This window comes from Hyphomonas pacifica, from assembly GCF_000682675.1.
Taxonomy (GTDB): Bacteria; Pseudomonadota; Alphaproteobacteria; order Caulobacterales; family Hyphomonadaceae; genus Hyphomonas; species Hyphomonas pacifica.
Window position 1 is genome coordinate 1 of the sequence record NZ_AWFA01000078.1, and the last position, 18,623, is coordinate 18,623.

Here is an 18,623-nt window from a genome sequence, read left to right on the forward strand (position 1 = left end):
TCAGACATCGCACTGCGATGTCCCGAGGCAGGGGCGCAAGCGCCGGGCTTGGAAGCATCAGTGCGGGCTGGGGGGATTGCATCCCTATCTATCCCCACAAACTTCCGTCCCTGCCGCCCTGGACCCGGGGTGAGCGGAAGAGAGGGGGATGACAGGGGGAGGAGGATGTTCGTGCACGGGTCATGACCCGTTATGTGGGGATAGAGATCAGTTCGCTTTCAGTTTCCTCCGCGCGCGGGGAGGGGGACGCTCCTGCGGCGGATGAGGAGCATGCCGATGAACAACAGGCAGGCGAGGCCAACAGCCGCGGGGAAAAGCATTGTGGTCCATGAATAGTGTTCCAGGGCGAGAATGACAAAGCCGTTTCGGATGGCGCCAATGGCATAAAACGTCCAGCTCTCTTCATAGGGTTGGCTGTAGGCCTTGCGGACTGTGGGGCCAAAGCCCAGCAGGTCCACACCTGTCAGGATAAGAACGGTGTACAGCGGCGTGTTTGTGAGCCACCAGAGGGGCAGGGCGGTAAGGGCCAGGGTCAAAAAGCCCCAGTCCATACGATGGAAACTGGTATCGGCAGAGCGGGTCATCGCCAGAAAGGCCACGATGATTGTCAGCAGGCCAGAGATGCCGATAGGCCATGCACCAACCCCTCCGCCATCGGATAGTTGAGCAAGGAACACCACGAATGTGCCTGCGCCCCAGATGATCCAGGTGAAGACATGCGGCCGCGTCTGGCCGTGCAGAATGGTTCGGATATAGGGGAGGAAGGCCGCAAAGGTGAGCAGCAGCGCAACGGCGCTTAAAACCTCCTTCATGTCACCCTCCCTGTCTCATGCCGCATGTTCTGCGGGCATGAAAAAGGCCAGCAAAACTTGCTGGCCTTTGAAACAGGGTGGACCGTGAAAAGTCTAGCTGAAATTCTTGAAGATGTCGTCTGCGGACGGTTCTGCACCGGAGGTGGTGTTGTCCTGGTCTTCATAAGCTTCGGGCTCGTCCTGAGCAGGGGCAATGCCCGGGCCTTCGAATTTCTCGGCTTTTTCCGCTTCCATCTTGCGACGCTTCTCGGCGGATTTCGAAATTACTTCGTCCAGCTCGATCTGCGTGCACAGGCCCAGCGTCACCGGATCGACCGGACGAATGTTCGGAGAGTTCCAGTGAGACTTGTCGCGTACATTGTTGATGGTCGATTTGGTTGTGCCGATCAGCTTGGAGATCTGCGCGTCAGACACTTCCGGGTGGTTGCGGATGAACCAGGCCACGGCATCCGGCTTGTCCTGACGACGGATAACCGGCGTGTAGCGGCTGCCCTTGCGCTTTGGCTGGGGGATGTGTGCGATCTTGGATTCGGCGACTTTCAGTTTATAGCCTTCGTCGTCCTCACCCTTGCGGATTTCGGTGCGGGACAGGATGCCGCCGGCAATCGGGTCCACACCGCGCATATTCTCGGCGACGTCGCCATCGGCGATGCCTTTGACTTCCAGATAGTGCAGGCCACAAAAGTCCGCGATCTGGCTGAAGGTAAGGCTGGTATTGTCGAGCAGCCAAACGGCGGTTGCCTTGGGCATCAGAACTTCGGACATGGGGAACTCCCTGACTTTAATGGTGCCTGAAATGCAGCCGCCCGACACATCGTGCCGGGCGGTCAGGTTCCAGACATGCTTGAAAAACCTTGCGGCTTTTATAATGCCATGCCCGGCAAAAGGAAAGGTGCCTGCCTCACCAGGTCAGCACAATCTTGCCGGAATGGCCGCCCTTACCCATCAGGGCCTGCGCGGCTTCGGCCTCGGCGGCGGGGAAAGTCTTCTCCAGAACCGGGCGAATTCTGCCGGAAATCACATGCGGCCAGAAATCCTTTTCCACGGCATCCCGGATGCGCCGTTTCTCTTCCACGGGCCGCGCGCGCAGCGTTGTGGCAGCAAGGGTGAGACGTTTCATGAGGACGGGCGCGAAATTCACGTTGGCGGTGAAGCCGTTCATGTATGCGATGTTGATGATGCGCCCGTCGGGGCGGGAGACGGAGATATTCTTCTGGATATAGTCTCCGCCGACCATATCGAGGGTGACATCGACGCTGCCCTCGTCGCGGACGATGGCTTCAAAGTCTTCGGTCTTGTAATTGATGGCGCGGTCGCCGCCGAGATCGCGGATCAGGGCGCATTTTTCCTCGCTGCCAGCCGTGGCGAAGATCTTCGAGGCGCCGGCCAGTTTCGTCATCTGGATGGCCATGACACCGATGCCGCTGGTGCCGCCATGGCAGAGGAAGGCCTCGCCGGATTTGAAGCCCACGCGGTCAAATACATTGGCCCAGACGGTCATCAGCGCTTCTGGGAAGCAGGCGGCGTCCTGCCAGCTCAGCCCGTCCGGAACGGGGAGGAGAGAGCCTTCATCAACGGCGCAATATTCGGCATAGCCCCCGCCAGCGAGCAGGCCGGCGACGCGGTCTCCCGGGCTGAAGCGCGCGGTGCCTTCGCCAGTTTCCACGACAGTTCCGGAGATTTCGAGGCCCATGATGGAAGATGCGCCGGGCGGCGGCGGGTAGGCGCCCTTGCGCTGGACAAGATCCGCGCGGTTGAGACCGGAGGCTGCCACCTTTACCAGCACTTCGCCGGGCTTCAGGCTGGGCCTTGCCACATCTGCCAGGTTGAGGGGCTGGCCATCATCCGCAATCACCGCTTTCATCGTTTCAGCTGACATATGGTCTGTATTCCCTTCGGTTTCCGAGTCGCCTCCAGGCGAGGTTTCTGCTTTGATAAGCGCTGTAGCACGAATTGGAAGGTGACCCCCAATGGCCGCATTCGATGAAGAGCCGATCCTGGTAAATACGCCCCAGACACTGGAGCAGATGTCCGTGGTGGAGCTGCAGGCCAGGATCGAGACACTGAAGACCGGAATTGCGGCTTGTGAGGCGGAAATCGAGAAGAAGAAGGCGCAGAAATCTGCAGCGGATGCCTTGTTCGGCGACGATAATTAAGCGGCCATAAAGGCTAAGTTGATAAAGTCCAAATTCCTATGCACGCGAGCGAGGGCGCAATACATGGCGGCAGATAAATCACCGCACGATGGTGGGGACAGTCAGGACGGATTTACCGGCGGAAAGCTGTTCGACACCGTATTTGCGCGGGGCATGGCGCTGGTCGAAGAGACCGCGACCTATCTGGACGGGCCCGGCCGCGAAAATGCCAAGACGCTGCCACGTGAGGCCAGCCTGACCTATTCGGCCTGGAGCATGGAGCTGACGACGCGCCTGATGCAGGCGGCGAGCTGGCTGGTGATGCAAAAGGCGGTTCGCGATGGCGAAATGCGTCGTGAGGAAGCCGCCGCCCGGAAATACCGCATCCGCCGCGAAGAGCCGCCGCTGGATGCCGCCGCGCAGCAGGGTCTGGGTTTGCCGCAGCGTTTCCTGGATCTTGTCATGCGCTCAGAAGCGCTGTTCGAACAGATCTGCCGTCTGGATGACGCGCTGTACGGCCAACGCGCCTCAGTAGCCCTGAATCCTGTGAACGACCAGATCAGCCAGCTTCAGAGGGCGGCTGAAACCGGCGCGTTTGATCCCCTGATGGTGTGGACCCGCGCCAAGTAGCGCGCGAGCCTCAGACTTCACCGGTTTTGGTTTGAGGCGGCGTCAGCAGGCGTCCCTGGCGAACACTTTCCCTATCCTTCAGGCGGAAGGCAGCAGGACGACGATAAAGTGCCTTGAGCGGTGTTTTACGCAGCAGCTGATGCAGTGCCAAAGGCATGCCAAGGGACACGCCCGCCAGCAACAGAATGGTCAGACCAGGTTCTGCCGCGAAACCTGTGAAGGCCATTGCAGCCTGGAACAGGACCAGCGGCATGAAATAGGCCAGATAGATCACCAGATAATTCCTGCCGAGATATTTCACGAATTGTGCCCATGGCCAGCTGCGGCGGGTGAGAAGCGTCGCGGCAGCAATGACTGCGAAGGCCCCGGCCGCCCCCAGGACAAAGCTGATAATGGGCAGCTTGTCTGTGCCCTGTATGACAATCACCGTATTGATGGTGGCCCAGACGAGCAGGGCAGCCGGTACATCATCAAATCCCTTCGTGATCGTATCAGCATAGCGCTGGATCAGGCTGAGGCCTGCATAGCCAGCATAAAAGAAGGCATAATATTCAGCAAAACGGTCAGCCAGAATCCACCCGGTATGGATCAGGCCAGCAGACTGCATGATCTGCAGAATGATCGCCATGATCAGAAGGCGCGGCGCATAGACAAAGCGCAACAGCCAAGTGACCAGCGAACATACGATCAGCATGGGCAGCAGCCAGAGGCCCGCGGCGGGCTGGACCCAGGCCATGGCATATATGCCCAGAACCGAGAGGGGAGACGTCATCAGCGTTGCGGCATTCAGAACGAGTGTCTGGATGGCCAGCCAGATGGCATAGAAATAGACGAATCTGATCACTTTCCGATCAAAGAACGCGGATTTCGAGCTGAAGAGTGTCCGATTCAGGAACAGCCCGGCCATCAGGAACAGGGTTGGGACGGCGAAGGGCGCGGCCCAGGCGGCAATCAGATGCATCCAACTGTGCGTCTGTAGCAGTGCCTCGTAACTGAACGTGGCCTGCATGAGGACAAACAGCAGGATAGAGATCCCTTTTGCGTTGTCGATCCAGTCAATTCTGCGCGTTGGCATGGCGTTTCCCAGTTCAAATCAGGGAAACGGCTCTGCAACATTCGCGCCAAAGGCGTATCAGAAGGTGGCGTAGACTCGCAAAAAGTTGCGTGCCTGGGTGCTGCAGAAGCCTTCGCGAACCGGCGCACGCATGATCATGATGCGATGCCAGAGCGGGCCGAGCAGTTCTTCAATCACCTCATCCAGATCAAAATCGCGCCGAATGACGCGTTTACTGGCCAATTCAGCGAGCAGCATGCGCATGGGCATGCGGATGTCACGGTTCATCCAGGCGCGCCAGAGTTCGCCGGCATCCTTGTCGTCAGAGGCGGCGCAGAGTGCGACGCGCAGGACGGCATGGCCCGCCCCTGTCCGGGCGGCAGCTTCGAGCGGCACAATCAGCGCGGTGATGCGCTCTTGCGGGTCACGTCCGCCATCCGGACTGTCCGGGATCAGGGCGAGGGCCGATTCCACGCACATGGCGCCGATTGAGGGCCACCATTTGTAGATTGTCTGTTTGGAGGCGCTGGCACGCTTTGCCACGGCATCAACACTGAAACTGCGCCAGCCATTTTCGGCCATTTCTTCGCGCGTTGCATCCAGAATGGCGGCCTTTGACGCTTCACTGCGTGTTGGCCCCTTTCGGGATGACTTCTTGGCTTCTGCCGGCGTGGACATGTTCAACTCCAGAAATCAACGCTCAACTGCAACCCCTACAGCCTTCGCAGGCCGAGTATAAACCCCAAGAGGTAAACAATATCCCGTTTTTACGCTTGCCGCGCAGACAATATGCACTACTCACTCCCTCAAAGAAACAGGAGCATATTGCATGAATTCGGTTGAGGATCTTCTGAACGGTTATCGGCGGTTCCGCAAAGGGACCTATGCCCAACAGGCAGCTCTTTACCGCGAGCTTGGCGAAGGCCAGAATCCGCGCATCATGCTGATCGCATGTGCCGACAGCCGCGCGGAGCCATCAGATATTTTCAATGCAGCCCCAGGCCAGCTATTTGTGGTGCGAAACGTGGCCAATCTTGTGCCGCCCTACCAGCCGGATGGCAGCCTGCACGGTGTTAGCGCCGCGCTGGAATATGCGGTGAATGTGCTGAAGATCGACCATCTGGTAATCATGGGCCATGGGGGATGTGGTGGTATCGCTGCGTCCCTGGCAGGCGAGGGCAATCCGGAGATTGGCGAGTTTGTAACGCCTTGGGTGAAACTTCTGGAAAAGGCGCGCGAACGGGTGGTCGAAAGCGGTTCGATCAATCCGCAATTTGCCCTGGAACTGGAAGGGATCGAGACATCCATCAATAATCTGATGACGTTCCCTTTTGTAAAGCGGGCCGTTGATGCAGGTGATCTGGAGATCCACGGTGCCTGGTTTGCCATCAAGCATGGCGAACTGCACTGGCGAAACCATAAGACCGGCCGCTTCGAGGTGATCGAACCCTGATCCCGTACCGGTCTAGCCTGTTGTTGTCATGATGGCAGCGAACAGGGCTGAAACCACCATGGCGGCAGCGGCCAGCCGATTGAACCAGCGCGAAAAGACAGGCGATTGAAAGCGCTGGTTCATGGCGTCTGCCAGCCAGGCATAGAAGGCCAGGCCAAGCATTTCCGTCACCGTGACGGTCGCCATGATGATCAGGGCCTGCGGCACAACCGGCTTTTCATGATCGAAATAGCTGGGCAACAGCAAGCCGAAAAAGACCAGCGCATTTGGGTTCAGCAATTGCAGGGCAATGCCCCGGCCAAACAGATTGGCGCGGGCCGGGGCCTGGTCTGCGCGGGCGCGGGGCCGATGCGGGTCTGCGGTTGCCATCGTCCAGGCCAGCCAGACGATAAAGCACAGGCCGGCAATTTTCAGCGCTGTCAGCACCACGGGCAATTGCGCGGCAAAGGCGGCAATGCCAGTCGCCGCCATACTGATCCAGAGAAGGTTTGCGGTGGAAACGCCCAGGGCAGGAATCATGGCAGTGGACGCGCGGTATCGCAGCGACGCACTCATCACCATCATGACCGCAGGGCCGGGCGTCAGGCCGCCGGCAAAGAACAGGGCCAGCAAGGCCAGCCAGACAGAAATATCCATGGATTACGGCCTTACCTCTGACGGGCGCCGCAAGGGCATGGCCGGTCGGGTCATGCCCGTCCGGCCAGTGCGGAAATCAGGCTTTTTCTTCCTTGCCGCGGACGACGGCAGCCTCGATCAGCTCACGCGCTTTCTCGATGCCATACCAGCCTTCAATACGGGTCCATTTGCCTTTTTCGAGATCCTTGTAGTGCTCGAAGAAGTGGGCCGTCTTATCGATCAGTGTCTGCGGCAGATCGTGATACGTGGCGATCTTGTCGTAATAGGAGGTTAGCTTGTTGTGCGGCACGGCCAGGATTTTCTCATCCGGGCCCTTGTCGTCTGTCATCATCAGCACGCCAACAGGACGGGCACGCACGACCGAGCCGGGAACCAGTGGGCGGTTGCCGACAACCATCACGTCAATCGGGTCTCCATCCAGGCTCAGCGTGTGCGGAACGAAGCCGTAATTACACGGATAGCGCATCTCTGTGTAGAGATAGCGATCCACGAACATCGCGCCGGAATCCTTGTCGATCTCGTACTTGATCGGATCGCCGCCCAGTGGCACTTCGATCAGAACGTTGATGTCATCTGGCGGGTTGTTCCCGGTCGGTATTTTAGAAAGGTCCATGAGACGGCTCGCATCTGGCTGGAAATTGAAACGGTGTGGGGTGGCGATGACGCCAGAAGCCGGTTTCGTCAAGAGCATCGGTGCCGCGGGTTCGTTAACGGCCTTTGGTTGAAAAGGCTTCCAGCGGCACTGCGACGCCGCTAGACTGTCATTCTGGAGGGAGGGTTTGATGCACACAATCCTGATAATCTGCAGTGCGATTCTGGTGATTTTGACGCTGCTTTTGGCGTTCTGGACATCCATGATGCGCGCCCGGACAAAGACCATCGCCTATGACGCGGCCACAGACCTTTCTGGGCCTATGCTGAAGGCGCAGAGGGCGCACGGGAATTCCGCTGAATATGCTGGCGTCCTGATCGGTCTCTTCCTGTTGACGGGCCTGGTATATGCGGGTCGCGACCTAGGCCTGACCGTGACCTGCCTTGTGATCGCGATCACGGCGGCGCGCCTTCTGCACGCGGCGGGATTTCTCGTCTGCGCAACGCTGGAGCGCCCGCATCCGCTGAAAGCGATTGGCGCGCTGGTGACGTATCTGGGCGGGCTGGCCCTCGCGCTTATCGTGCTCCTTAAGGTCTTGTGAGGCTTTAAAGGCGCTTCAGGGCGTAATTGAAGCTGATCGAGACGCGCGGCTCTTCGGCATCCGGCCCGGCGGGGACTTCATGCCGCAGCCAGCTTTCCCAGAAAAAGGCATGGCCTATGCTGGGGGGCAAGTAGATGAAGCGGCGCGCAGATTCCGGTACCTCATCTAGAAGCTGCGGGGCGGCCATCATTTTCGACAGGCGCGGGTCTTCCAGCTTCAGCCGACCGGAACCTTCCGGAACGGAGACATAATAGGTGCCAGACAGCACGCTGCCGGGATGGATATGGTTGGAATGGCCAAAGCCGGGCTCCAATATGTTCACCCAGATCGCATCCAGCTGGAGGGCAAGACCATCCATGTCCCAGTGGAGCTCTTTGGCGAAATCGTCGGCGATGGGCGCGAGACGGCTCTTCAGGTCGGCAAATTCCGGGAAGCGTTCCGGCAAATCGTCAAGCGAGGCATAGGACGTGTAGCCGCCATAGCCCTGTTCTTCGCACCAGGTATTGCCGGCATCGTCTTCTTCGGCCAGCAGCCAGCAGACTTTCTCAAGCTGTTCGGCAAAGTCCAGATCGGACACTTTTTCCTCGCGCACGAGGGTCGGAAACAGGGTGCGTGTGCTCATGTCGGCGTCTTTAGGCGCGGTAGCGCGCAAAGAAAAGTGCCCGCCATGCACGAGGGCGCGGCGGGCACATGTTCAGATCACATGGAAAGTGGAAGCCTATTCATCTGTCTCGCTGGTTTCCTCAGCGGGGGCGGCTTCCGGGACCGGCTTAACGAATTTCAGCGTCATGCGGTCACTTTCGCCAATATTGGCGTAGGTTTCCGGGTCAAATCCGTCCGGTGTGTTGCCGTCACGGTCTGTCGTGCGGCTATTGGGCGGCAGGGTCCAGACACCGTAGGGATGGTCTGCCGTGTCGGCCGGGTTGGCGTTGATTTCGCTGGCCTCGACAAACTCAAACCCGGCAGCTTGGGCAAGCGATTTGACGTAATCCTCATGCACATAACCGGTGGAGGCGGTCGGATCCTGCGTCTCTGTGGAGGGCAGGCGGTGCTCTACCACGCCGAGGACGCCTCCCGGCTTCAGGGCTGCATAGGCATCGGTGAAGAATTTCTCGGCATAGCCGCCCGACATCCAGTTGTGCAGATTGCGGAAGGTGAGCACGACATCTGCTGACCCCGGCTCTGTCAGCGCCCCGGTCGTGCCGGAAAACGCGGAATATTCAATCGTGCCATAGATCGGGTCGGAATGTTCAGCCTTAAACTCGGCGAGGCGGGCCTCAATGCGCGCGCGTTGCTCTTCATCGCCGCCTTCCGGATCAAAGCCTGCCGCCACGAGGACGCCATCGCCGGAGGCCAGATAGGGCGCCAGGACATTCGTGTACCAACCGCCGCCGGGCCATAGCTCTACCACCTTGTCACCCGGTTCTATGTCAAAGAATTCGATGGTCTCCTTGGGGTGGCGGTACTGATCGCGCGCCTTTTCAGCTTCTGTGCGATGCTCGCCTTCAATGGCGGCCTGCAGGGGGCTTGTCTCCGTAAAGGCATTTGCAGCTTTCTCCACTTCGACGGGTTTCTCTGCTGGCGGTGTTTCCTCGGCGCCGCAAGCTGTCAGCATGAGGGCCGACAGGGCGACCATTGGGGTCAGATGTTTCACGGGCTTTCCTCTTCTCAACTGGCCTCTTGAACCACACTTTACGCTACCCACATAGATCATGTCACGATGCCGACAATCGGGTCGTGACCGGTATCTGCGCCAGCGCCGAATTCGGGCTGGAGTTATGCAGAGGCCGAACATCCATCCGGGCGCTCCCTGTGATGACAGGTTGCCCGCAGTTGCTTGAACATGAGGACTGAACCTATGAGCAATATCGACCTTACCCCCCTTTACCGCACAGTTGTCGGTTTTGACCGTCTTGCCAGCATGATCGATCAGGCATCGCGCCTCGACGGCTCGCAGGGCTATCCGCCTTACAATATCGAGCGTGTCGACGATAATGCCTTCAGCATCGAGATTGCCGTGGCCGGATTTACCGAAGACGATCTCGACATCGAGACCAAAGAAGGCCTGCTGACGGTTGCCGGCAAGCGCGGCGAAAGCGAAGACGGCGAAGGCCGTAACTATCTGCATCGCGGGATTGCCCAGCGCAGCTTCATTCGCCGCTTCCAGCTGGCTGACCATGTCATCGTGACCGGCGCGAGCCTGAACCATGGCGTGCTGCGGATCGACCTGGTCCGTGAGCTGCCGGAAGAGAAAAAGCCGCGCAAGATCGAGATCGGTGCTCCGGCGAAATCCGAACCGAAACTGATCGGCAAGAAAGCGGCTTCCAACGCCGCCTAAGCCTTAGCGAACCTCCATACAGAAACGGCGCGTCCCATGGGCGCGCCGTTTTTATTTGGATGAGCGTAGCGGCGTTAGGAGAAGACGCTGACACAGTCTGTCTCTGTGAGGAAGGTTTTCAAATTGTCATTGGACAGGCAGGATTTGACGGCCTTGCGGACAGAGTCAAAGGCTGCGCCGGCATAGGTCTGCGTTGTCTGCTCGAAGCTCGTGTCCGCCACTGTGGCGGAAACCTTGTCCTTGTGGCGACCCGCGCTGGCGGCATTGGCCTTGGCCCAGGGCAGATAGGTTTTCGCCAGTTCCTCAGCGAAGATGGGTGCGAGCGTGGATTTCAGTTTTTCCAGATCTTCAAATGGTGCGCCGGGTTTCGGGTCTTCCATGTTTTCGCACCAGGCCACCAGGAAGGGCGTGTTTTCCTTCAGCCAGTTTGACGGCGTTTCATCCATCAGCATTTGCTGGAACTGCGCAGCGAGAGAGAAATCTGCCGCGGACGGACGACCGCCGAAAATGTAGAGATGCTCTTTCAGGTGTGCATTCAGAAGGCTGGCAAAGCGCTGCCAGGAGGCTTTCAGCGTGTCGGCATTTTCCGGAGTTGCACCGACCAGCGGCAGGCGCTCTGCCATACGCTCGCCAATCTGGGTTTGCGCTTTCTTGTAGGCGCGTGGCCGTTTGCCGCCATAAAGCTGGACCAGCACGCGCAGGGCAGCTGCGTCGCGGTCAGGCTTCTGGCCCCAGCGTTCCAGGAACATGCATTTGTTCAGCCACTCATCCGCATAGTCTTCCAGGATCAGCGCCAGCGCAGAGGCGGCTGCATCATCCGGCACGGCGGACGGTTCGGCATGGTCTGCTTCCAGCGCAGCGAGAATGGCGGTGGAATCCTGGCTGGCCGGGCGTTCCGGAGAGATCAGCAGCGGCACGGTCGGCGTCTTCGCCTGAGCCTGGAATTCCTCCTCATTCCCTCGGTCGCGAGAGATCCAGTCGAAATCGATATTCTTGTAGCGCAGGAACGACCGCACTTTCTGGGAGTAGGGTGAGGTATCTGCGCCGAACAGGCGATAATCGGACATGAGGTTGGCCTTCGTCGTGATTTGCCCCAGTCTGTAGGCATTTCAGGCTGCACTGCCAAGGAGCGTTTGCCGCAGGTGCTGATAATGGGTATGCGCAGCGGCAGGCATTTTACGAATGAAGGAGCGGCAAATGCGGATCATGCATGTGATGGCGGGCGCAGCAGAGGGCGGCGCGGAGAACATCATGCTGGAGTCCGTCATGGCTCTGGCGGACGCAGGCCTGACCCAGCATGTCATCACACGCCCGAACAATGATTTCCGCCTTCAGAAGTATAAGGAAGCGGGCATTGGCGTCGATGTGGCGGCCTTCAACAATACCTGGCCTTTCCCCACCCGCCGCGTGATCGGAGAGGCCATTAAGGCCTTCAAGCCGGATGTCATCGAATACTGGATGGGCCGCGCGGGGCAATATGCGCCAAAGGAATACCGCAACCGCTCAATCGGATGGTATGGCGGTTATTACAAGCTCGCCCGCTTTGTGAATTGCGAATGGCATGTCGGCCTGACGATCGACCTTCTGCGCCATATCCGCGAGCAGGGCGTTCCGGAGGACCGGTCTGCCATCATCCACACTTATGCAGATTTTGAGGGCGCAGATCCGGCAAGCCGTGCGGCGCTGGATACGCCGGAAGATGCGCCCGTCGCACTGGCGCTGGCGCGTCTGCACGAGAAGAAGGGCCTCGACACGCTGCTGGAGGCGACCGTCAAGGTGCCGGGGCTGTATGTCTGGATCGCCGGCGACGGCCCGCTGGAAGCCGAGCTGAAGAAACAATGCACGGAGCTGGGCCTGGATGACCGGGTGCGCTTCCTGGGCTGGCGCAATGATCGCGGCGCGTTGCTGGCGGCGTGTGATGTCGTGGCCTTCCCGTCGCGGTATGAGCCGTTCGGCACAGTCACGGTGGACGCCTGGGCGGCGTCGCGCCCGCTGGTTGCGGCAGATGCTGTTGGCCCGGCGGCCTATGTGAAGGATGAGGTCAACGGTCTGCTCATTCCGAAAAATGACGTCGATGCGCTGGCCAATGCGCTCAACCGCGTGATTACGGACAAGGCTCTGGCGCAGAAGCTGGTCGAGGGTGGTCGCGCCTCTTACGAGCAGCAATTCACAAAGGCGGCCTTCCAGCGCGATTCCCTCGCTTTCTATGAGACAATCATTGCGCATGCCGGGCCGTTCACCGGCTAAAGAATGCTCTGAAAGAATTTCCGGTAGAGCTGCTGGCTGCTGCGCTGGCCAAGGCCGATTTGTACGTGGATTCCGGCATCCCGCAGGGCGCGGATCCCGCCATTGGCGACGGGGTGGGGGTCTTCCACCGCACACACGACGCGGGCTATGCCAGCCTCGCGCAGCAGAAGAGAGCAGGATTTGTTGCCCTGAGAGCGTTCGCGGCAGGGTTCCAGTGTGACATAGGCGGTGCCGCCGCGCGCCTGCTCGCCTGCCTGTTGCAGCGCGACCTCCTCAGCGTGGGGGCGCCCGCCGATGCCGGTCACGCCTTCCCCCACCACATGGCCGTCCGCATCTGTCAGGACGCAGCCGACCGACGGGTTCACGCCGGTCAGGCCCTGATTGAGCCGCGCCAGCCCAAGGGCGCGGTTCATTCTGCGCCGGTCACGCCGCCGGGAGGGGCGGTCGCTCATGGCAGCTCCGGCAGGGGTTTGCCGCGATCTGCATCCAGATACTGAACGGAGATTGGCTTCAGATCGCTATCCAGCTCAATGAACAGCGGATTGCCGGTCGGGATCTCGATGCCGGTAATGGTTTCATCCGGCACATCGAAGAGATGCTTCACCAGCGCACGCAGGGAGTTGCCATGTGCGGCGATGACAACATCGGTGCCTGATTGGAGAACCGGGGCGATCGTATCGGTCCAGTAAGGCAGAACGCGTTCCAGTGTCAGCTTCAGGCTCTCTGTGGCCGGGACGTCGACGCCATCATAGCGCGGGTCTTTCGACAGATCGAACGCGCTGCCAGTTTCCAGTGGCGGCGGCGGGATGTCATAGGAGCGGCGCCAGATATGGACCTGCTCGTCGCCATGCTTGGCGGCGGTCTCGGCTTTGTCGAGGCCGGTCAGCCCGCCATAGTGGCGCTCATTGAGGTGCCAGTCCTTTTCCACGGGCAGCCAGACGCGGCCCATTTCAGTTAGCGCTAGCCACAGGGTGCGGATGGCACGGGTTTGCACACTGGTGAATGCGGCGCGGAAATCAGCGTCAGAGGCCTTGAGCAGTTCGCCGGCCTTTTTGGCCTCGGCTTCGCCTTTCTCGGTGAGGTCTGCATCCCACCAGCCGGTGAAGCGGTTTTGCAGATTCCATTCGGACTGTCCGTGTCGGACAAGGGCGAGCTTAGGCATGGATGTCATCCTTCGTGTCGGGCGTGATCTCTCTTTGGCGCTCTTTTCGGGGCAAACAGGCCGCGATTCAAGCTTCCATCGTCTGGATCAGGTCTGCAAAGGCCAGCACGACATGATAACCGGTCGATGCGGGCATGAATTGCGACAGGGTTTTGCCATTCTCGTCGATATAATCGATCCACCCCCCTTCAGGGGTGAGATGCTCGTCCATCAGAATGTCAAAGCTGGTGCAGGCGGCGGCCGCGAAACTTTCCTCGCCCGTCAGGCGCAACATCATGAGGTGAGCCTGTAGCGCTTCCGTTTGCCCCCAGGTGCGCCTTCCGCCATTGTGGACGCTGCCATCACGCTTCACTTCCAGCAGGGTGCGGCCTGCGGAATCCAGTGTGCCCGTGGCGAAACTGTAGAGGCGCCCGGCAGCCGGGTGAAGCGCGTCTCCGCTGAGCTTGCTGTAGAGGTCTAGTAGCCAGACCCATTCGAATTGATGGCCGGGTTCGACCACCATCGCGGCGTCACCGTCCGGCTCGCTCCAGTCTGCCTTGAAGGTTTCGCCCAGCAGATTGCCGGGGCCCGCTGTGAATTTCGTTTCGAACAGCAGGATCAGCTTGGCCGCCTTGTCGAGATAGCCGCCTTCAGGGTCTGCAACATGCAGGGCGAGAAACGCTTCCAGCAGGTGCATGTGCGGGTTCTGGCTGCGGATTTGCGGCGGTGGCAGGTGCTCGGCATAGCCGCCATTGGTACGGTCTTTCAGACGGGCTTCAGCCGCGTCCATCAGCGCCCGTGCCGAAGCGAGTACACTGCCGCCATCCTGAACGACCATGCTGGCATTGGCGAGCGCGTAGAGCGCAAAGGCCAGATCGTAGAGGTCTGGCGTGACATCGGCGAGGCCGGAGCCGTCGCAATGGATGCGGTGTCCGGTCAGTCCGTCCGGGCGGCGGGCGAGGCCGCTGAGGATACGCACGCCCTGTTCGACATCTTCCATCGCTGTATCAGGTTTCCAGCCGAGCATGGCAGCCTGCGCGAAAACGAACGTTTGGCGCGCCTGAACGCGGACACGGGTTGTATCTTCGGGCATTGGGGAATGGTCGAGGGTCAGGCCTTCGCGAAACAAGCCACCGTCTCCGCTGCCTTTTTCGCTCCACAAAGGAAAGCAGGCATCAAACAGCCAGAAGCGGGCTTCGCGTGCCCTGCGCATCAATGCCGATCTGGACATGGACTTCACACCCCCTGGCAAATGTCACGTCAGGCAGCGTCTGTGGCTCGCCAAACCATCCGGCTTCCTGCTAACAGGAGTGCCATGAATTGGCCAGCGGCTGCCGGCCTGAAACTGCGAAAGAGTTCCAAGCCTTATGAGAGACAAGGTTTTCTTCCCGGTCGCCCTGTTGCTGGCACTGGCCATGGTGCTGATTGCTGTGTGGCCGGGCGTGGGCCGCCTGCCGAGTGGACCTGTTGCGGGCGACGGCGCCAATTATGAACGGATCACGGTAGACGGAGCCTATCTCAACAAGATCATGGCTGGCGGTGATGCAATTACCGAGCTGGTGCGTGACAAGAGCGGAAAATATTTGCTGTATATTCGCTCTGACGCGGAAACGCTGGGGCCAGACCCGGAGGAGGGCCCCCATTTCAGGCTGGCAAGCGATCTGGAACAGCAATTTTCCGGTATGCGCATTCGCGTGACAGTCCGAATGCGTCCAGCCGACACGCAGGGTGCGATGCAGGCAAAGTTGAATTATTCAACCGGCCGGTCTGGTGATTCCGGCTGGCAGATGTTCGATCTGAGCCCGGACTTCGGCGATTTCAGCTTTGAGTACAATGTGCCCGTTCGGAGTGGCGAACAGGGTTATGATTATCTTGGCATCCGGCCGGTCGTTCCAACCAAGCAGCGGGCCATTCTGGTCGAGCGGGTGACATTTGAGCGGCTGGGGCCGGCAGGCACCGAAAGCTGACAGCATTCCTCCCCGAAAAGTCTTTTCGGGGACAGGTTTCCCTGTTTAACCTGTACGGACAGGAATTTTCATGCCGGAAGGAACTCTTCTGCCGGTTTGAGCCTCATTAGCAGGAGATGAAATGCGCAAATATCTTGCCCCGCTTGGCCTGTTGGCGCTGGCGGCATGTGGAACACAAGCGTCTATGGAGACCCCTTTGGCAGATACGGTAAAAGCACCGGAACAGGCTGAAACTGATGTGGCGGCGACAGACCCATATCTCTGGCTGGAAGAGGTTGAAGGTGAAGACGCGCTCGCTTGGGTGCGTAGCCAGAATGAGCGTACACTGGCGGATTTGCAGTCCGATCCGAACTATCCCGCCTTCGAAGCCGCCGCAATTGAAGCGCTGACCTCTGCCGAGCGCATCCCCTACGGCACGATCCGCAATGGCATGGTCTACAATTTCTGGCAGGATGACACGCATGTGCGTGGCTTGTGGCGCCGGGCCAGCCTTGAGAGCTATGCCGGCGATGCGCCAGACTGGGAAACCGTGCTGGATTTCGACAAGCTGGCCGCCGAAGAGGGCAAGAACTGGGTTTATAAGGGCGCGGACTGTTTCGCGCCAAAAGGCAGTTCTGATTACAAATGCATGGTCTCTCTATCCAATGGTGGCAAGGATGCCGTTATCCAGCGTGAATTCGATCTTGTGACCAAGCAATTCGTCGAAGACGGCTTTGTTACTCCGGAAGCCAAGCAAGGCTCAGCCTGGGCCAGCCCGGACACGCTGCTGATTGCGACCGATTGGGGCGAGGGGACCGTTACCCAGTCCGGCTATCCCTTTGTGGTGAAGCGCTGGCAGCGCGGCACGCCACTGGACTCTGCCGAGGAGCTGATCCGCGGGGATGAAACAGATGTCGGCGTCTGGCCGATGGCGGTGGAACTGGAAGATGGCCGCGTGCTGCAGGGCGCTGTGGAGGCCGACACATTCTTCACCTCCAAATATTGGTGGTTCCCGGAAGGTGAAGCGGCTCCCGTGCAATTCCCAATCCCGCTGAAATCCAGCCCGCAGGGCGTGTATGAGGGCCAGTTGCTGGTCTCCCTGCAGGAAGACTGGGTGCCTGAAGGACAGGATGTCTCGTTCAAGTCCGGTGATCTGGTTGCCTTTGATGTGGACGCATTTCTTGAGACGCGGGACTTACCGCCAGTGTCTCTCGTCTTCCATCCGAATGAGGCGCAGGCCCTGGAGGGCGTTGCGATTGCCAAGAATGCGCTTCTTCTAGGCGTCAGCGATACCGCAGTCGGCAAGGTGATGCTGGCTGAGCCGGTGGAAGAGATTTGGGCTGTGCGCCCGGTGGAGCTGCCAGGGACGGGGCAGGCGAATATCGCTTTCGCCAGCGACCGCGAGGAAACAGTCTTCATCAATTATGAGGATTTCCTCACACCTGACTCCCTTTTGACCTACAACACATCCAGCGAGGCTGTGACGACGCTGAAAAGCCTGCCGCCGAAGTTTGATGCGACTGGACTGAAGGTGGAGCAGCACTTTGCGACATCCAAGGATGGCACGAAGATCCCGTACTTCCTTGTCAGCAAGGCGGATATCCCGATGGATGGGACAACGCCGACATTGCTGTATGGTTATGGCGGCTTCCAAGTCTCAATGAACCCGTCCTATAGCGCGGTGACTGGCCGCCTCTGGCTGGAGAAAGGCGGTGCCTATGTGTTGGCCAATATTCGCGGGGGCGGGGAGTTCGGTCCGGCCTGGCACCAGGCTGGCCTGAAGAAAAATCGCCAGCGCATCTATGATGATTTTATCGCTGTCGGCGAGGATCTTGTCGCGACTGGCGTCACCAATCCCGAGCATCTGGGGATCATGGGCGGCTCCAATGGCGGCCTTCTGATGGGGGTCATGCTGAACCAGCGCCCCGATCTCTGGAATGCGGTGGTGGTGCAGGTGCCTCTGTTGGACATGATGCGCTACCATCTGCTGCTGGCAGGCGCCTCATGGGTGGATGAGTATGGTTCTCCCGATGTGCCTGAAGAGCGTGCATTTCTAGAGACGATTTCGCCCTATCAGAACTTTGATGCGTCAAAGCCCTATCCGGTGCCATTCTTTGTCACCTCAACGAAGGATGACCGCGTGCATCCGGGGCATGCTCGCAAGATGGCGAAGAAGTTCGAGGCGGCGGGGCTGCCTTTCTATTATTATGAGAATATTGATGGTGGACACTCGGCCGCAGCGAACCAGCAGGAGCGTGCAAAGCGTTCTGCGCTGGAGTTTACCTATCTGACGCAAAAGCTGTTCCCGCAAACAAGCATGGAATAAAGTCTGTTAAGAGAACCCTCTCGAATAAGTTTCTAAATGGAACTTGATCGGGAGGGGCTCGATTTTGCTTGCATGGGTCCTAGATGGGGCTCATGACTGGTACGATGTATCTTAACGCGCCGCCGCCCGAGAATGACGTCGTCCGCCTTGAAAACCTGTCAGAAACGCACCGAAGCGACCTGCAGGATTCCAGTGTGGCCGCGTCGATGTGGGAATGGATGCCGGTGATTCCGACCGGCACGAGCCTAGACGCCTATATCGATTATTGTCTCGCAGAAATGAGGGGCGACTCCTTCTACCCCTTTGTCGTCTATCGCAAATCTGACAATAGCTTCGCAGGTCTGGTCGCGTATGAGCGCGTCTCACGGACGCACCGGCGTCTCGGTGTCGGGTTTCTCTGGCATCCTGAGCATGTGCGCGGAACGGATGTCGTTCCGGCAACGCAGCTCGCGCTGCTGGAGCGCGCTGTGCAGGCAAGGTTTCAGCGGATTTCCTATTATATCCCTGAGGAAAATGAGCGAGCCTTGCGCGCGTTTGACCGGATAGGTGCGCGACGTGAAGGCGTGATCCGTCATTATATGCGGGCTGCCAATGGCACCTGGAGCAATGTGGTCGTGCTCTCGCTCATTACGGATGAGATAAAAGCCGCTATGGACGTGCTGGGTGACCGGGTGCGCCAGCTGCAACTGGCTTGACGCTAAGGCCTGCGCGT

At 59.3% G+C, this 18,623-nt stretch carries 22 protein-coding genes; 9 read left to right on the top strand and 13 right to left on the bottom strand.

Annotated features, from left to right (window positions below):
- Nucleotides 1-218 precede the first annotated feature (218 nt).
- From HY2_RS15325 to HY2_RS15335, 3 genes are all read right to left on the bottom strand, one after another.
- Nucleotides 219-812, bottom strand: coding sequence for a hypothetical protein (locus HY2_RS15325; RefSeq protein WP_034829199.1), 594 nt, complete (start codon nucleotides 810-812; stop codon nucleotides 219-221).
- 93 nt (nucleotides 813-905) lie between these two features.
- Complete coding sequence (locus tag HY2_RS15330; protein ID WP_034829201.1) at nucleotides 906-1,577, bottom strand: DUF1013 domain-containing protein; 672 nt, start codon at nucleotides 1,575-1,577, stop codon at nucleotides 906-908.
- A 136-nt stretch (nucleotides 1,578-1,713) separates the two neighbouring features.
- Complete coding sequence (locus tag HY2_RS15335; RefSeq protein ID WP_034829203.1) at nucleotides 1,714-2,691, bottom strand: NAD(P)H-quinone oxidoreductase; 978 nt, start codon at nucleotides 2,689-2,691, stop codon at nucleotides 1,714-1,716.
- A 91-nt stretch (nucleotides 2,692-2,782) separates the two neighbouring features.
- On the opposite strand from HY2_RS15335, the gene HY2_RS15340 reads away from it, so the two are divergent.
- The gene (locus tag HY2_RS15340; RefSeq protein WP_034829206.1) at nucleotides 2,783-2,968 is read left to right on the top strand and encodes a DUF1192 domain-containing protein; all 186 of its coding nucleotides are present in this window, start codon (nucleotides 2,783-2,785) and stop codon (nucleotides 2,966-2,968) included.
- Nucleotides 2,969-3,031: 63 nt separating this feature from the next.
- Entirely contained in the window at nucleotides 3,032-3,577 is a 546-nt protein-coding gene (locus HY2_RS15345; RefSeq protein WP_034829208.1) for a DUF1465 family protein, read from the top strand.
- A 10-nt stretch (nucleotides 3,578-3,587) separates the two neighbouring features.
- Here the strand turns inward: HY2_RS15345 and HY2_RS15350 are convergent, their stop codons facing one another.
- Nucleotides 3,588-4,652 (bottom strand): acyltransferase family protein, encoded by a 1,065-nt coding sequence (locus HY2_RS15350; RefSeq protein WP_034829210.1) that lies wholly within the window; start codon nucleotides 4,650-4,652, stop codon nucleotides 3,588-3,590.
- 57 nt (nucleotides 4,653-4,709) lie between these two features.
- Nucleotides 4,710-5,309 (bottom strand): TetR/AcrR family transcriptional regulator, encoded by a 600-nt coding sequence (locus tag HY2_RS15355; RefSeq protein WP_034829212.1) that lies wholly within the window; start codon nucleotides 5,307-5,309, stop codon nucleotides 4,710-4,712.
- 151 nt (nucleotides 5,310-5,460) lie between these two features.
- Between HY2_RS15355 and HY2_RS15360 the strand changes: the two genes are divergently transcribed.
- On the top strand, nucleotides 5,461-6,084 hold the full coding sequence (locus HY2_RS15360) for a carbonic anhydrase (RefSeq protein WP_034829214.1): 624 nt from the start codon (nucleotides 5,461-5,463) through the stop codon (nucleotides 6,082-6,084).
- 12 nt (nucleotides 6,085-6,096) lie between these two features.
- Here the strand turns inward: HY2_RS15360 and HY2_RS15365 are convergent, their stop codons facing one another.
- Together HY2_RS15365 and ppa are read right to left on the bottom strand one after the other, a co-directional pair.
- Nucleotides 6,097-6,720: a LysE family translocator gene (locus HY2_RS15365; RefSeq protein WP_034829217.1), complete on the bottom strand. Its 624-nt coding sequence runs from the start codon at nucleotides 6,718-6,720 to the stop codon at nucleotides 6,097-6,099.
- A 76-nt stretch (nucleotides 6,721-6,796) separates the two neighbouring features.
- Entirely contained in the window at nucleotides 6,797-7,333 is a 537-nt protein-coding gene (ppa, locus tag HY2_RS15370; RefSeq protein WP_034829360.1) for an inorganic diphosphatase, read from the bottom strand.
- Nucleotides 7,334-7,502: 169 nt separating this feature from the next.
- Between ppa and HY2_RS15375 the strand changes: the two genes are divergently transcribed.
- Nucleotides 7,503-7,913, top strand: a complete 411-nt coding sequence (locus HY2_RS15375) for an MAPEG family protein (RefSeq protein ID WP_034829219.1) — start codon at nucleotides 7,503-7,505, stop codon at nucleotides 7,911-7,913.
- 4 nt (nucleotides 7,914-7,917) lie between these two features.
- On the opposite strand, the gene HY2_RS15380 is transcribed toward HY2_RS15375, so the two are convergent.
- A complete protein-coding gene (locus HY2_RS15380; RefSeq protein ID WP_034829221.1) occupies nucleotides 7,918-8,535 on the bottom strand; it encodes a TIGR02466 family protein in 618 nt (205 codons plus the stop codon).
- 96 nt (nucleotides 8,536-8,631) lie between these two features.
- A complete protein-coding gene (locus HY2_RS15385; protein WP_233346664.1) occupies nucleotides 8,632-9,567 on the bottom strand; it encodes a class I SAM-dependent methyltransferase in 936 nt (311 codons plus the stop codon).
- Nucleotides 9,568-9,771: 204 nt separating this feature from the next.
- Here HY2_RS15385 and HY2_RS15390 point away from each other — a divergent pair, with 204 nt between their 5' ends.
- On the top strand, nucleotides 9,772-10,251 hold the full coding sequence (locus HY2_RS15390) for an Hsp20 family protein (RefSeq protein ID WP_034829225.1): 480 nt from the start codon (nucleotides 9,772-9,774) through the stop codon (nucleotides 10,249-10,251).
- A 74-nt stretch (nucleotides 10,252-10,325) separates the two neighbouring features.
- Here HY2_RS15390 and HY2_RS15395 read toward each other — a convergent pair whose 3' ends face one another.
- A complete protein-coding gene (locus tag HY2_RS15395; protein ID WP_034829227.1) occupies nucleotides 10,326-11,318 on the bottom strand; it encodes a glutathione S-transferase family protein in 993 nt (330 codons plus the stop codon).
- A gap of 130 nt (nucleotides 11,319-11,448) precedes the next feature.
- Between HY2_RS15395 and HY2_RS15400 the strand changes: the two genes are divergently transcribed.
- Nucleotides 11,449-12,498 (top strand): glycosyltransferase, encoded by a 1,050-nt coding sequence (locus tag HY2_RS15400; protein ID WP_034829361.1) that lies wholly within the window; start codon nucleotides 11,449-11,451, stop codon nucleotides 12,496-12,498.
- Here the strand turns inward: HY2_RS15400 and HY2_RS15405 are convergent.
- From HY2_RS15405 to HY2_RS15415, 3 genes are all read right to left on the bottom strand, one after another.
- Nucleotides 12,495-12,950 carry a bifunctional diaminohydroxyphosphoribosylaminopyrimidine deaminase/5-amino-6-(5-phosphoribosylamino)uracil reductase RibD gene (locus HY2_RS15405; RefSeq protein WP_199285708.1) on the bottom strand — a complete coding sequence of 152 codons (456 nt, stop codon included), beginning with the start codon at nucleotides 12,948-12,950 and terminating at the stop codon, nucleotides 12,495-12,497. The two genes, HY2_RS15400 and HY2_RS15405, sit on opposite strands and share 4 nt — an antisense overlap.
- Complete coding sequence (gpmA, locus tag HY2_RS15410; protein WP_034829229.1) at nucleotides 12,947-13,660, bottom strand: 2,3-diphosphoglycerate-dependent phosphoglycerate mutase; 714 nt, start codon at nucleotides 13,658-13,660, stop codon at nucleotides 12,947-12,949. The genes HY2_RS15405 and gpmA overlap by 4 nt, the downstream gene beginning before the upstream one ends.
- 67 nt (nucleotides 13,661-13,727) lie before the next feature.
- Nucleotides 13,728-14,870: an AGE family epimerase/isomerase gene (locus HY2_RS15415; protein WP_081815098.1), complete on the bottom strand. Its 1,143-nt coding sequence runs from the start codon at nucleotides 14,868-14,870 to the stop codon at nucleotides 13,728-13,730.
- Between the two features lie 136 nt (nucleotides 14,871-15,006).
- Between HY2_RS15415 and HY2_RS15420 the strand changes: the two genes are divergently transcribed.
- The 3 genes from HY2_RS15420 (at nucleotide 15,007) to HY2_RS15430 (ending at nucleotide 18,606) form a co-directional block, all read left to right on the top strand.
- Entirely contained in the window at nucleotides 15,007-15,606 is a 600-nt protein-coding gene (locus HY2_RS15420) for a hypothetical protein (protein WP_034829230.1), read from the top strand.
- Nucleotides 15,607-15,727: 121 nt separating this feature from the next.
- Nucleotides 15,728-17,911 carry a prolyl oligopeptidase family serine peptidase gene (locus tag HY2_RS15425; RefSeq protein WP_034829232.1) on the top strand — a complete coding sequence of 728 codons (2,184 nt, stop codon included), beginning with the start codon at nucleotides 15,728-15,730 and terminating at the stop codon, nucleotides 17,909-17,911.
- Between the two features lie 92 nt (nucleotides 17,912-18,003).
- Nucleotides 18,004-18,606, top strand: a complete 603-nt coding sequence (locus HY2_RS15430; protein ID WP_158533975.1) for a GNAT family N-acetyltransferase — start codon at nucleotides 18,004-18,006, stop codon at nucleotides 18,604-18,606.
- Nucleotides 18,607-18,623: the final 17 nt, after the last annotated feature.

Coding starts and splice junctions, on each gene's coding strand:
- HY2_RS15345 (WP_034829208.1), top strand. CDS start 3,032: ATGGCGGCAGATAAATCACCGCACGATGGTGGGGACAGTCAGGACGGA.
- ppa (WP_034829360.1), bottom strand. CDS start 7,333: ATGGACCTTTCTAAAATACCGACCGGGAACAACCCGCCAGATGACATC.
- HY2_RS15340 (WP_034829206.1), top strand. CDS start 2,783: ATGGCCGCATTCGATGAAGAGCCGATCCTGGTAAATACGCCCCAGACA.
- HY2_RS15430 (WP_158533975.1), top strand. CDS start 18,004: ATGACTGGTACGATGTATCTTAACGCGCCGCCGCCCGAGAATGACGTC.
- HY2_RS15365 (WP_034829217.1), bottom strand. CDS start 6,720: ATGGATATTTCTGTCTGGCTGGCCTTGCTGGCCCTGTTCTTTGCCGGC.
- HY2_RS15325 (WP_034829199.1), bottom strand. CDS start 812: ATGAAGGAGGTTTTAAGCGCCGTTGCGCTGCTGCTCACCTTTGCGGCC.
- HY2_RS15405 (WP_199285708.1), bottom strand. CDS start 12,950: ATGAGCGACCGCCCCTCCCGGCGGCGTGACCGGCGCAGAATGAACCGC.
- HY2_RS15375 (WP_034829219.1), top strand. CDS start 7,503: ATGCACACAATCCTGATAATCTGCAGTGCGATTCTGGTGATTTTGACG.
- HY2_RS15360 (WP_034829214.1), top strand. CDS start 5,461: ATGAATTCGGTTGAGGATCTTCTGAACGGTTATCGGCGGTTCCGCAAA.
- HY2_RS15420 (WP_034829230.1), top strand. CDS start 15,007: ATGAGAGACAAGGTTTTCTTCCCGGTCGCCCTGTTGCTGGCACTGGCC.
- HY2_RS15400 (WP_034829361.1), top strand. CDS start 11,449: ATGCGGATCATGCATGTGATGGCGGGCGCAGCAGAGGGCGGCGCGGAG.
- HY2_RS15335 (WP_034829203.1), bottom strand. CDS start 2,691: ATGTCAGCTGAAACGATGAAAGCGGTGATTGCGGATGATGGCCAGCCC.
- HY2_RS15380 (WP_034829221.1), bottom strand. CDS start 8,535: ATGAGCACACGCACCCTGTTTCCGACCCTCGTGCGCGAGGAAAAAGTG.
- HY2_RS15350 (WP_034829210.1), bottom strand. CDS start 4,652: ATGCCAACGCGCAGAATTGACTGGATCGACAACGCAAAAGGGATCTCT.
- gpmA (WP_034829229.1), bottom strand. CDS start 13,660: ATGCCTAAGCTCGCCCTTGTCCGACACGGACAGTCCGAATGGAATCTG.
- HY2_RS15425 (WP_034829232.1), top strand. CDS start 15,728: ATGCGCAAATATCTTGCCCCGCTTGGCCTGTTGGCGCTGGCGGCATGT.
- HY2_RS15330 (WP_034829201.1), bottom strand. CDS start 1,577: ATGTCCGAAGTTCTGATGCCCAAGGCAACCGCCGTTTGGCTGCTCGAC.
- HY2_RS15355 (WP_034829212.1), bottom strand. CDS start 5,309: ATGTCCACGCCGGCAGAAGCCAAGAAGTCATCCCGAAAGGGGCCAACA.
- HY2_RS15395 (WP_034829227.1), bottom strand. CDS start 11,318: ATGTCCGATTATCGCCTGTTCGGCGCAGATACCTCACCCTACTCCCAG.
- HY2_RS15390 (WP_034829225.1), top strand. CDS start 9,772: ATGAGCAATATCGACCTTACCCCCCTTTACCGCACAGTTGTCGGTTTT.
- HY2_RS15415 (WP_081815098.1), bottom strand. CDS start 14,870: ATGTCCAGATCGGCATTGATGCGCAGGGCACGCGAAGCCCGCTTCTGG.